The 12,570-nt window shown below is 35.2% G+C and carries 8 protein-coding genes; 3 read left to right on the top strand and 5 right to left on the bottom strand.

All coding sequences use genetic code 11. The annotated features are described in order from the left end of the window. The first annotated feature begins 101 nt into the window (after window positions 1-101). Together ABJF08_RS01785 and ABJF08_RS01780 are read left to right on the top strand one after the other, a co-directional pair. Window positions 102-1,364 carry a putative DNA modification/repair radical SAM protein gene (locus ABJF08_RS01785; protein WP_348114329.1) on the top strand — a complete coding sequence of 421 codons (1,263 nt, stop codon included), beginning with the start codon at window positions 102-104 and terminating at the stop codon, window positions 1,362-1,364. Beyond that, window positions 1,361-2,164 (top strand): TIGR03915 family putative DNA repair protein, encoded by an 804-nt coding sequence (locus ABJF08_RS01780; protein WP_348114328.1) that lies wholly within the window; start codon window positions 1,361-1,363, stop codon window positions 2,162-2,164. The genes ABJF08_RS01785 and ABJF08_RS01780 overlap by 4 nt, the downstream gene beginning before the upstream one ends. Window positions 2,165-2,820: 656 nt before the next feature. Here the strand turns inward: ABJF08_RS01780 and ABJF08_RS01775 are convergent. Together ABJF08_RS01775 and ABJF08_RS01770 are read right to left on the bottom strand one after the other, a co-directional pair. Next, complete coding sequence (locus ABJF08_RS01775; protein WP_348114327.1) at window positions 2,821-5,556, bottom strand: AsmA-like C-terminal region-containing protein; 2,736 nt, start codon at window positions 5,554-5,556, stop codon at window positions 2,821-2,823. A gap of 9 nt (window positions 5,557-5,565) precedes the next feature. Then, window positions 5,566-6,264 carry a queuosine precursor transporter gene (locus ABJF08_RS01770; protein WP_348114326.1) on the bottom strand — a complete coding sequence of 233 codons (699 nt, stop codon included), beginning with the start codon at window positions 6,262-6,264 and terminating at the stop codon, window positions 5,566-5,568. Window positions 6,265-6,328: 64 nt separating this feature from the next. On the opposite strand from ABJF08_RS01770, the gene folK reads away from it, so the two are divergent. Further along, the gene (gene folK / locus ABJF08_RS01765; RefSeq protein ID WP_348114573.1) at window positions 6,329-7,459 is read left to right on the top strand and encodes a 2-amino-4-hydroxy-6-hydroxymethyldihydropteridine diphosphokinase; all 1,131 of its coding nucleotides are present in this window, start codon (window positions 6,329-6,331) and stop codon (window positions 7,457-7,459) included. Window positions 7,460-7,843: 384 nt separating this feature from the next. Here the strand turns inward: folK and ABJF08_RS01760 are convergent, their stop codons facing one another. The 3 genes from ABJF08_RS01760 to ABJF08_RS01750 form a co-directional block, all read right to left on the bottom strand. Beyond that, window positions 7,844-9,400 carry an aldehyde dehydrogenase family protein gene (locus ABJF08_RS01760; protein ID WP_348114325.1) on the bottom strand — a complete coding sequence of 519 codons (1,557 nt, stop codon included), beginning with the start codon at window positions 9,398-9,400 and terminating at the stop codon, window positions 7,844-7,846. 14 nt (window positions 9,401-9,414) lie between these two features. Continuing rightward, window positions 9,415-10,410, bottom strand: a complete 996-nt coding sequence (locus ABJF08_RS01755; RefSeq protein WP_348114324.1) for an NAD(P)H-dependent glycerol-3-phosphate dehydrogenase — start codon at window positions 10,408-10,410, stop codon at window positions 9,415-9,417. A 219-nt stretch (window positions 10,411-10,629) separates the two neighbouring features. Then, the gene (locus ABJF08_RS01750; protein WP_348114323.1) at window positions 10,630-12,477 is read right to left on the bottom strand and encodes a SulP family inorganic anion transporter; all 1,848 of its coding nucleotides are present in this window, start codon (window positions 12,475-12,477) and stop codon (window positions 10,630-10,632) included. Between the last annotated feature and the right edge of the window lie 93 nt (window positions 12,478-12,570).

Raw genomic sequence — 12,570 nt, 5'->3', positions numbered from 1 at the left:
TTGTCGAAGATGGTGTTAAAATAAGATCGAGAAAGGTATAAGCAGATTCCGCATCAAGTGCGGAATAACAAAAAAAACATCCACCTGCGTGGACAATTAATATGAACTACGAGAGAATAAAAGAGAAACTAGAAATACTGGCCGACGCTGCAAAATATGACGTAAGTTGTAGCAGTAGTGGTAGTAAACGACAAAATAAGAATAAAGGATTAGGTGATTCTAGTGGTATGGGAATATGTCATACTTATACAGAAGATGGCCGCTGTGTATCGTTACTTAAAATTTTACTGACTAATGTGTGCATTTTTGATTGCGCTTATTGTGTGACTAGAAAGTCTAATGATATAAAACGTGCTGCTTTTACGGTACAAGAAGTTGTTGATCTGACCATTAATTTTTACCGCCGTAACTATATAGAAGGATTGTTCTTGAGTTCTGGTATTTTTAAAAGTCCAGATGCCACTATGGAAAGACTCATACGTGTAGCTAAGAAACTAAGAGAAGAAGAAAATTTTAATGGCTACATACATTTAAAATCTATTCCTGGCGCAAGTGATGAGTTAATGCAAGAAGCAGGATTGTATGCAGACAGATTATCTGTAAACATTGAGATCCCAACTAAGGCTGGACTAAAACTTCTCGCACCAGATAAAGATCATAAGGATTTTATCAAACCGATGAAGGCGGTTCAAAATTCTATTCAAATCTATAAGTCTGAAAAGAAACTTATTAAAAGTACACCTATTTATGCGCCTGCCGGCCAAAGCACCCAAATGATAGTAGGTGCTACCGGAGAGAGTGATCGCGATATCATGTACAGTGCAAATTTTTTCTATGATAAATTCCAGATGAAACGTGTCTATTACTCTGGTTATATACCTGTGGCAAATGATTCTAGACTACCTGCCATAGGTACCGAAGTCCCTATGATGCGAGAGAACAGACTTTATCAAACGGACTGGTTACTGCGCTTTTATGGTTTTAATGTAAAAGAAATTTTAAACGACACGCATCAAAATCTAGATATGGATATAGACCCTAAATTATCGTGGGCATTGCGCAATCTAGATCAGTTTCCTGTAGATATTAATAAGGCAGATAAAAGAATGCTGGCGCGTGTACCAGGTATAGGAATGCGATCTGTAGGTAAGATTTTAAGTGCGAGACGTTTCAGGAAATTAAACTGGGAACATTTAAAAGCAATAGGTATCTCTATGAATAGATCTAAGTATTTTATGACCTGCGACTCTCGTGAGTTTGAATCTAGAGATCTAACTAGTGCAAAAATTAAGAATTTAATCATGCTAGATTCTAGCAGTAAATACCATAAGAATTTCAGCAACCAATTAAACTTATTCTCATGACCACGACGTTATTATATGATGGTAGTTTAAATGGTTTAATGACTGCTATTTTTACGATTTATGATCGTAAGATAAAACTGCCTATTATAGCTCTAGATTCTCGAACACAGAACGACCTTTTTGAAGGAACAGAGCTGGTAATTACAGATCCTGATAAAGCACAACGTGTATGGAATCGTTTTAAATCTTTATGTAATACTCGTGATTCTCATCAAGTGTACTGTGCTTTTTTAAGCGAAATTATAGGTATAGAAAATACTATTTATGAGTACTTAAAAATGACTTTTATCGATCAAAAAGCGCCTAGTGGTGATTATGCAAACACGACTGTTCTTAAACTATCACAGGCTGCAAAAATGGTAGGTCGTGAAAAGCACCGTATGGAGGCTTTTGTACGTTTTCACCTTATCGATGAAGAAACTTATTACGCTAATATAGAACCAGATTTTAATGTTTTACCCCTTATAATGAAGCATTTTAAAAATCGCTATGCCGACCAGAAATGGATCATATATGACCTAAAACGTAATTACGGCATTAGTTATGATCTTAAAACCGTTCAAGAAGTGCAAATTGATTTTAATAAAGCGCGAGGGCAACGTGGTATTTTAAACACGACGGTCTCTGGAAAAGATGATGAGATGACTGTAAAAGGTAGCTTTCGCGAAAGCGAGAACAACTACAAAGATCTCTGGAATCAATATTTTAAAAGTACTAATATAGAGTCTAGAAAAAACTTAAAACTACATCTGCAGCACGTACCAAAAAGATACTGGAAGTATTTAAGTGAGAAAGTATAATTATATTAAAAAGAAGATTCCCCAAGGATAGAATTAATTCTACTCTTGGGGAATCATAGACATATCCTAATTACTCATAAATTGAATATCATTTTATTTAGAGTTAAATTAGAGAACTAGAAACTTTTCATGAGTCCATTAAAGAAAAACATCTTAACAAAATCATTATTGTGTTTAACTATAATCACTTATTATTTCATAACGATAGTATACAATGAATTCTCCGCAGGAGGTGGCTCGTTCTTATTTGAGTTTTATTATTTTAAAGAGTTGTTTACTGTAGGTTATTTAGAAACAGTAATCTTATTAATACTGAATATTCCATTGATTTTATTCATAATCATTTTACTGAAATCAAAACTATCAAAAACCCTTTTTTATTCCATTAGTTTGACATTATTTATTAACTGGATAGCATTAACCCTATTAATAGAATATTATTATGGGATTTTCATAATGCATTTATATTACAAATCTTCAATAGCTTTTCTAATATTACTAACCTTAACTACTATTTTAAATTACGTAATAAACAAAGTAAACAAGAGTTGATTTACAATTTATCAAGGTATCTTGAAACAAAGAGTACCTAAATCTTATTTCCCCAAGGATAGAATTAATTCTACTCTTGGGGAATCTAGGTATTTGGACAGAACCTACTTCGTCTTAGTAGTGTCTGTTTCTGTTTTCTTTTTACCGAACAAGTTCTTAATTAAACCACCAGCGGCCTCTTTTACTTTGTCTTCAGTACTTGTAGAAACAGGTTTAGTTGTTCCTGTAGAATCTTTAGGAGTAGTTACCTTAGTAGAATCGGTAGCCTTAGTATCGTTACCATTTATTAAATCTTTAATACCGGTTAAAGGATTGTTACCACTTATAATATCGTTCACAGCATTATTTACCGCATCTTCTCCTTTATCTTTTAGTTTTGCCTTTTGAATTTCTATAATCTGATTAGTTAAGTTTTTAACTGCAAGGTCTAAATTCAAATCTATTTTAGGACTTAAAAATGATCCAGAAAATTTAACCGGAATAGGCACATTTATCTTTTCTACATCTTCAGCTTGTAATTTAGAAAGTAGACTTGCTCCTTCTTTACCTAAATACTTTGCCGGTACATCTAGCGCTAGTGTGTAATCCATCTCATTAGTAAGACTGTGTTTACCACTGGCAGTTGCGTTAATACCTTTAATATTAAAGTCAAATGGAGATACTTGTACAGCACCATCTTTAAAATTTAATTTTGTAGTAATATCAGATATATCAAATTTATCTAAATCAATAAAACTTATTTTATCGTCTAGCTTACCCAACAAAGGATTATTAGCTGCGTTGATATCCTTTGTTAATAATTGTGCAAATGCATCTCCAGCAAGTGTGCTTAAAATAGGTGACAACTCATTATCTAACGATCCAGATAGTGTTATATCCGTATTGATTTTACCTTGTAATGATTTTAGAATAGGCACAAAAGACTTAAACATATCAAAGCCCTCGAAAGATTTTGCAATATCTAGATCTTTCATATCTAGCGCCATATTAAACACAGGTGTATCTCCCTTTGTACTTACAGAACCATTTACATCTATATTACCATCAAAAATATCGGTCTTTACATCGTTAAGAGTCAGAGTCTCGTCACGCACCAATGCTATACCGCTTACATTTTTCAATTCTAATCCATCGTACAAAACACGATTAGCTTGGAAATCTAAATTTGCATCTAGAAAAGCTGGAATTTCTATAGCCTCTGTGGTAGTGGACGATGTAGAAGTTTGAGTTTGATCCGTTGCTTTTTGTGCCGGCGTTACTTCTGTAGCAGTCATGAAGTCTGACGCATCAAGTGTGTTAGATCGTACATTAAATGTTCCTTTAAGGTCTTGATCCTGCAACAAAAACCCTACTAGATTATTAATTGTACCACTAGCTTTTAAATCTGTATTACCAGTTTGCGCGTCAAAGTCTTCTAATTTAATTCTAGAAGTAGTCATATCTATATTTGCCTTATTAATAATAAGAGGCTTAGTCATAGCGTCACCTTCATATTTAAATTCTGTTAGACCAGCTGTACCCTTTGTATTAATACGTTCATAACGCTCTTTCTCTATACTTTCCATGTCAAACTTTGCTGCCATATCCAGCGCTAGTTTACCATCTAGTTTCATACCGTCTGGAAGAGGAAATGCTTGTGCAAGATTTTGAAAATCTAGATTTCCTTTTGCATTAACATCTACGTCCATATTAGTCGTTAGATTTTTGATCATCGCGCTACCACTTATTCTATCACTACCTATATTAAATGAAGTTTGCGCTACATTAAAATAAGTGTCATCTACATTACCAGTATCATTTTTAAGCTGTGCATCTATATTTATATTAGTTACCGTTTTAGGTAAATCTGGATATTTAAAAGAAGCATTATTAGAACTGATCTTAATATCCATTTTAGGAATACGAGCATCATCCACCTCACCTTTTATAATACCGTTTACTGTAAAATCTCCAGTAGTGGTTATCCCATCTAGATTTTTACGATATGTTTCAGGAATTACTGCAAAGAAGTTTTTAAAGTCAGAAGATGGCGTGTCAAAACTTAAATCCACCATAGTGTAAGCTTCTTCCAGCTCTACAAAACCATCTAGTTTTAATTCTAGATCGTTGATAAAAGCTTTATTTTCTTGGAACGTATACTTTTGGTTTTCTAGATCCATAAGAATCTCCGCATCGAGTTTTACTTGCTGTCCCGATAAATAATCAATACCATCCATGGTATAGAAAACCAGCGCTTCTGTATAGGTGTCTAATGTACTCTGTCCCAAAGAAAAATCTCCATTACCAGAATGATTCATTTGAGACATTGCAAACTTCATTTGCGTGCTCTTATCTTCATAGGTAAGCTCTGTATCTGTAAGCTCGTAATGTTTCAGGTCAAAAGAGAATCCAGTACCTTCTTCTGTTGTTTCAGATTCCGTAGTGACTGCAGCTGTGTCTTCCTTTGCAATATCCCAACTGGAATTACCTTCTTCATCTACCGTAAGACGACTCACTGCACCATTAACTATCAATTCATTAACATGTATAGGCTCGCTAGCGTCATTAAATAAATCACCCACAGGCAAGTCTAGTTTCACCTCTCTACCATAGAACAAGGTATCTCCAGCAAATGGTGCTTTATTGATAATAGAAACTCCTTCTATGTTTAATCGTGCGTCTGGAAAAGCACTGAAAAGGCTCAAATCTACCTCAGCAAAATCAATTTGAGCATCCATAGATGCATTGAGTTTATCTTTAATAATTTGGGCTATTTGATCCTTAAAGAAAAATGGCGCTGCAATGATCAAAACGATAACTGCTAGCAACGTAACTCCTAATATTTTAAATAACTTCTTCATGATTTCTTTTTAATCAATTTTAATTTCTTCTCCTATTTCCAGTTTAAATAAACGTCGGAAAATATAAACTCCACCATACAACAATGGTGTATCTATTAATGCAACCAGCATTTTAAACAGGAAACCAGCCGTTAATAATGGCCAGAATTGTTCCCATAACAACACCTCGTAATAACATAACAATAATAACACGCTTAAAGTGTCAACAAACTGTGAAAATATGGTACTGAAGTTATTACGCAACCAGAGCATCTTACCACCAGTAAGTTTTTTCCAAAAATGATAAATCTGTATATCTACAAATTGAGCAAATAAATAAGCGGTCATACTCGCCATTACAGCAATAGTTGTGGCACCAAATACTTTATTAAAAACAGCGTCTTGTATAGGGCTACCTTCTATAGCTGGTGCAACGTCTGCAACAGCAACTATTCCTAAACTAAATACCGATGCAAATATACCTGCTAGAACTAGATCATTTGCTTTACGACGTCCATAAATCTCACTAACTAAATCAGTTACCAGAAATGTTATAGGATAAGGCAGTAATCCTACTGAAATTTCAAAATTATAGAGCCCCAAGGGATTCCAATGGAAGAATTTTTGAAAAATAAGATTAGAAACTACTAGCGAGCAAATAAATAATGCACCTAGCACTAAATAAATGCGATGAGCGAGTCGTAGTTTTTTATCAGTAAGTGTCTTCATAATTATGGTAAAAGTACTTCAACAGTGTGCTATTATTCCTTAATTTGCTGCAAAATTTAACGGTATCTCAACAAATCATAACCATAAGATATTCATTGCATTAGGCAGTAATCTAGGCGACAGAGCACATCACCTGATAGACGCTGTACGCCGTATAGAAATGCAATTAGGCCTTATCATTAAAGTTGCTAGCGTGTATGAAGTGCCTGCAGCTGGATTTTCTGGTGGTGATTTTTTAAATACTTGTATACTGGTCCACAGTAATAAAACGGCCATACAGACCATAGAAATTTTACAACAAATAGAGCGTGACATGGGCCGTGTACCTCGCACTGGAGATGTTTATGAAGATCGAGTAATTGATCTAGATATAGCACTTTATGACGATCAGGTTATTGACACTCCACATCTACAGATACCGCATTGTAAAATGCAGGATCGCAATTTTGTAATGCAACCACTAGTAGATATTGCTGCAAAAACTGAGCATCCTGTCTTGGGCAAAACAATGAAAGAAATTTCTAATGGTCTAGAGCAATTAAAAAATAAGGTGGTGGTTGAAATTCCGCTTTCGCGAAAGCGGTATCCTATCCAAGACCTTAACTTTATAGCCATCGAGGGAAATATAGGTAGTGGAAAAACAAGTCTCACGCATAAAATATCGGAAGATTTTAATGCAAAACAAGTTCTAGAACGTTTTGCAGACAATCCTTTTTTACCTCTTTTCTATGAAGATAAGGAGCGTTATTCTTTCCCTCTAGAAATGTCTTTTCTAGCCGATAGGTACCAGCAATTAAGCGACGATGTTGCGCAACAAGATCTTTTCAAAGAATTTACAGTCGCTGATTATTATGTGATTAAATCACTTATTTTCAGCAAAATAACACTAGAAAAAGAAGAATACTCATTATACAAACGCCTTTTTAATATGATGTATAAAGAACTGGTTAAACCAGATTTATACATCTACCTCTATCAGACAGAAGATAGATTGCTAGAGAATATTAAAAAACGAGGTCGTGACTATGAGAAGAATATAGAAGCCAGCTACCTCTCTCAAATACAGCAAGGCTATGCCGATTTTATAAGATCGCAACAAGAGTTAAAAGTAAAAGTGATCGATGTAAGCGACCTGGATTTTGTAAATAATCAGGAGGATTATTTAAAGGTGCTGGAGTTGATTTTGGAGAGTTAGCGTTTACTAAATGATTATTTCTTTAAAGACATTTACTTTCTAGCTAGTCATTCCGCTGTAGAATAAAAATCATTTTTTAATCGTCATTACACTGCAGATGCGGAATCGCTTTAAAGTTTTCTCAATTTACTTAAAATCTATGTTGTTATTCTATTTTTCCAAAGGATAGAATTTACTTTACCCTAAGTAAAAACTTAGTTTGACGCACAAAAAAACCGCCTTATTTCTAAGGTGGTTTTTACAAAAGCATGATGCTTTCAAAATTTATAGATTGCGATAATATTAAGAGATTCCTGATTAATTTGGAATAACCTTTCTCTTTAAATTAATTATTATCCCGCCAATTTTCCTGGAAAGACAATTACTAATCCATCTCCTTGCTACTTAATCCAGATCAAATTTAATCCCTTGAGCAAGAGGTAATTCCGTCGTATAGTTAATTGTGTTGGTTTGTCTTCTCATGTAGACTTTCCATGCGTCAGATCCTGACTCGCGTCCACCACCGGTATCTTTTTCTCCACCGAAGGCTCCACCTATCTCTGCACCACTAGTACCTATGTTTACGTTTGCTATACCACAATCAGAACCTGCTTGAGATAAGAAACGCTCTGCTTCTCTTAAGTCGTTGGTCATGATCGCACTTGATAATCCTTGTGCAACACCATTTTGTAAATCCAGTGCGTTTTCTACATCACCAGAATATTTCAATAAGTATAACACTGGAGCAAATGTCTCGTGTTGTACGATTTGCATATCGTTAGTAGCCTCTGCAATAGCAGGTTTTACATAACAACCGCTTTCATACCCAGCACCAGAAAGTACGCCACCTTCTACTAGTATTTTACCACCTTGTTTTACAACTTGCTCTAGAGCGTTGTTATAACCAGCAACTGCATCTTTATCAATAATAGGACCTACGTGATTATTCTCATCTAGTGGGTTACCTATTTTAAGCTGTCCATAAGCAGCAACTACTGCGTCTTTTACTTTATCATACATAGATTCATGTATGATCAAACGACGTGTAGAAGTACAACGCTGTCCTGCAGTACCTACAGCACCAAAAACAGCCCCTATAACAGTCATCTTAACATCTGCATCTGGAGTAACTATTATTGCATTGTTACCTCCTAATTCTAATAAAGATTTACCTAGACGTTCTCCTACTTTACTAGCTACTATTCTACCCATGCGAGTAGAACCTGTTGCGCTTATAAGTGGTACACGCTTATCTGTAGTCATCATTTCTCCTACTTTGTAATCTCCGTTTACAAGACAAGAAATTCCTTCTGGTAGGTTGTTATTTTTAAGAACTGTCGCGATAATATTCTGACAGGCAACACCACAAAGAGGTGTTTTTTCACTTGGTTTCCAGATACAAACATCTCCACTTATCCATGCAAGAGCTGTATTCCATGCCCAAACTGCCACTGGAAAGTTAAATGCACTTATAATACCTACTATCCCTAGTGGATGGTACTGCTCGTACATCCTATGTCCTGGACGCTCAGAATGCATCGTTAAACCGTGTAACTGACGAGAAAGACCTACTGCAAAATCACAGATATCGATCATTTCTTGTACTTCTCCAAGACCTTCTTGATAAGATTTACCCATTTCATAAGAAACAAGTTTTCCTAGAGGTTCTTTTAATCTTCTTAATTCTTCACCGAACTGACGTACGATCTCACCACGTAATGGTGCCGGCTTCATTCTCCAGTCTTTAAAAGCGGCTTGGGCGCTAACCACTACTTTCTCATAATCTTCTTGAGTTGTAGTAGTTACTTTACCTATTACCGCACCATCTACAGGAGATGAAGAAGTGATAGTAGCTCCATTACCGAAGTGCTGGTTACCAGTAGACGTACCGTGATTTGTTTCTTTGAGACCCAATTGCTCTAGAGCGACATCCATCCCAAAATCTTTTGCAAGTGTTGACATTGTATAGTTTTGGTTTAGTCCAGCTTCTCAGCCAGTTTTTTAAATACCTTTTTAGGGTTTTTATTATCGTATAAGATGCTGTAAACGGCATCTAGTATAGGAGTTTTAGCCCCTTTTTCTTCATTAATTTTAAAGGCACTTTTAGTAGCATAATAACCTTCGGCCACCATGCTCATTTCCATTTGTGCACTTCTAACGGTATATCCTTTACCTAGCATATTACCGAATAAGCGATTGCGCGAGAAACCAGAATAACCAGTCACAAGTAAATCACCTAGGTAAGCACTATCGTTGATATTCCGTTTCATCTTATGTACTTTCTTGATAAAACGTTTCATCTCACGTATGGCATTACTCATCAATACACTTTGGAAATTATCTCCGTAGCCTAATCCGTGGGCGATTCCTGCTGCGATAGCATAGATATTTTTAAGCATTGCTGCATATTCTGTACCTATTATATCGTCACTAATTTTACAATTAATGTAGTCGCTTTCTAGTCGCTCTGCTAGAAATTTAGCCTTTGCTTCGTCTGCACAAGCGATAGTTAAATAAGAAAGTCTTTCTAGAGCAACCTCTTCTGCATGACATGGACCTGTAAGAACACCTATGTTCTCAAATTCTATATCATAATGCTCATGAAAATGCTCTCCTACTATAAGTCCGGTTTCTGGAACAATTCCTTTAATGGCACTAAAGATGATTTTATCTTTAAGAGACACCGTTAGATTTTCTAATTCTTTATATACAAAGGCACTAGGCACTGCAAAGATGCAAAGGTCTGCTAGGCTTATGATTTCATTAATATCGCTAGAAAGATGCAATTGATCTACCTTAAACTCTACAGAGCTTAAATAATTAGGGTTGTGATCATTGCGTTTTATGTGCTCAATAGCATAATCGCTACGCATGTACCAGTAGACGGTATCCAGGTTTTCGCAAAGCATTTTTACTATGGCTGTCGCCCAGCTACCACCACCTATTACAGCAATTTTTTTGGTCTTATCCATATAATTTATTTGGAGATCAAAGATACCATTTTTTTAAAGCAATAAAATTATCAATATCACATGCAAACAGTGCGATAACAAAGAATTTATTAAACTCTAAGGCTTTGTGCTTTCTATTAAATAAAGACTTGCACAGTGACTTTTGATTTCTTTAATCTTATTATTTATAATTAATATTTATGATGTTTCCGCTTTCGCGAAAGCGAGAACAATTTCTATCTACTTTTCTATAGACGGCACCGTGTCTTCTACATGCTCAACTATCCATTTAAGACAGGCCTCATAATCTTCAAAAACATGTTCCTTACCTATTAAATCAGGAATTATATCTATAGTTTCTAATCTATATAAAGGCTGCTCTTGTACTGAGACTAACAAGGGTTGGATTCCTTTTTTAATAAGATTTTGCAATACATCTTCAAAAGCAAAAAGTCCTGACTGATCTATGAAGGGTACTTTTTTCATACGTATAATAGCATGAGTAGCATATTCTGGGACATCTCTAGACATAGACTGGAAGTCGCTAGTGTACCCAAAAAACATAGGGCCAAATAATTCTTTAATGAAAATCTCTTCTCTTAATCTAACTGGTATGCGAGAATAGTCTGCATGATCTAGGTTCTTTATATCGGACAGTTTTCTAATACCGGATTTATGATTATTAGAATCACCCATCTTTTTCATAAATATTAAACTAGCGATAACTAATCCTATTCCTACTGCATAAACTAAATCCCAAAAAACAGTGAGAATCAAAACAACAAACATGACGACTATATCACTTTTAGGAATAGACTTTAATACTTTAAGACCCTTATAATCCATTACATCTATACCTACGGTTATTAATATTCCTGCAAGTACTGCGCTAGGAATATTTTCGGCAAAACCACCTAAAGCAACTACTATAATAAGCAACATCACTGCAGCTATCATACCTGATAGTCTTGTTTTACCACCAGAATTTATATTCACAACGGTACGAATGGTTGCTCCTGCGCCAGGAATACCACCAAAGAATGCTGCAATGCTATTACCTATTCCCTGACCTATAAGTTCTTTATTAGGATTGTGTCTGGTTTTGGTCATATTATCTGCCACAACGCTAGTAAGTAAGGAATCTATAGCGCCTAGAAAAGCTAGTGTGAGCGCTGTGAAAATATAAGGCGCGACAGCACCTAGATTAAATTCTGTTACTATGGCAAAATTAGGCATAGGTAAATCTGTAGGGATTTCTCCTATTGTACGAACATCTAAACCTATAAAATACACTGCTACAGAAACACCTAGTAATGCAACAAGAGTAGAAGGTATAGTAGTTGTTATACGTTTAAAGCCAAAGATTATAAATATGGTAATTAAGGTAAGTCCTAATTCTAACCAGTTGATATTTTTAATGGCAGTAGGTAATGTTTTCAATGTTCCTAAAACTCCACTACTATCTTTTTTGGCCTGTATTTTAGATTCTGCTAGAATTTGATCTGGCGTGATTTCTTTTGCTTTCTCAACTGTGTCTTCTAGGTTTTCTATTACCAGTAGTTTACCGTCTACTTGATCTTTAATTATATTTTGTAATACTACTTCTCTTGCGATTGGGTTGTACTTTTCTATAAACTGATCATCTTCGGCAGGATAATAACCTATAGCTGGTAAAATTTGTGTGATAAGAATAATTACACCTATTCCTGTCATGAATCCAGAAACAACTGGATAAGGTATATACTTGATGTATTTACCTAGTTTTAAAATCCCTAAAGAGACTTGCATGATACCGGCCATGATAAATACGGCTAGAATAGCGGGCAACGCATTTGCAAGATTACCTTCATAAACCTGTACTATACCTGCAATAACTACCATACTTACAGCAGTCATAGGTGCAGTAGGACCAGAAATTTGTGTACTCGTACCACCGAATAGTGACGCAAAAAAACCAATGAAAATAGCACCGTATAGCCCAGCGATCGCTCCCATCCCAGACTGAACACCAAATGCAAGTGCTAGTGGTAGTGCTACTACTCCTGCGGTTAAACCACCAAATAAATCTCCTTTAAGATGTTTAAACATATCTCTACTTTATTAAAATATACATATCAAATTGCTACAAGCAATAGATTAAAGTTACTGCAATAAATGTAAGATAGGAAAAGGTGTTTAAAG

Source organism: Nonlabens sp. (assembly GCF_039941875.1).
Taxonomy (GTDB): domain Bacteria; phylum Bacteroidota; class Bacteroidia; order Flavobacteriales; family Flavobacteriaceae; genus Nonlabens.
Note: the sequence above shows the minus strand (reverse complement) of the source record. Positions and strands in the feature narration are given on the sequence as shown.

What these genes read in the sequence shown, in the direction of transcription:
- ABJF08_RS01770 (WP_348114326.1), bottom strand. Translation starts at nt 6,264, where the DNA reads ATGAAGACACTTACTGATAAAAAACTACGACTCGCTCATCGCATTTAT.
- ABJF08_RS01780 (WP_348114328.1), top strand. Translation starts at nt 1,361, where the DNA reads ATGACCACGACGTTATTATATGATGGTAGTTTAAATGGTTTAATGACT.
- ABJF08_RS01775 (WP_348114327.1), bottom strand. Translation starts at nt 5,556, where the DNA reads ATGAAGAAGTTATTTAAAATATTAGGAGTTACGTTGCTAGCAGTTATC.
- ABJF08_RS01760 (WP_348114325.1), bottom strand. Translation starts at nt 9,400, where the DNA reads ATGTCAACACTTGCAAAAGATTTTGGGATGGATGTCGCTCTAGAGCAA.
- ABJF08_RS01750 (WP_348114323.1), bottom strand. Translation starts at nt 12,477, where the DNA reads ATGTTTAAACATCTTAAAGGAGATTTATTTGGTGGTTTAACCGCAGGA.
- ABJF08_RS01755 (WP_348114324.1), bottom strand. Translation starts at nt 10,410, where the DNA reads ATGGATAAGACCAAAAAAATTGCTGTAATAGGTGGTGGTAGCTGGGCG.
- ABJF08_RS01785 (WP_348114329.1), top strand. Translation starts at nt 102, where the DNA reads ATGAACTACGAGAGAATAAAAGAGAAACTAGAAATACTGGCCGACGCT.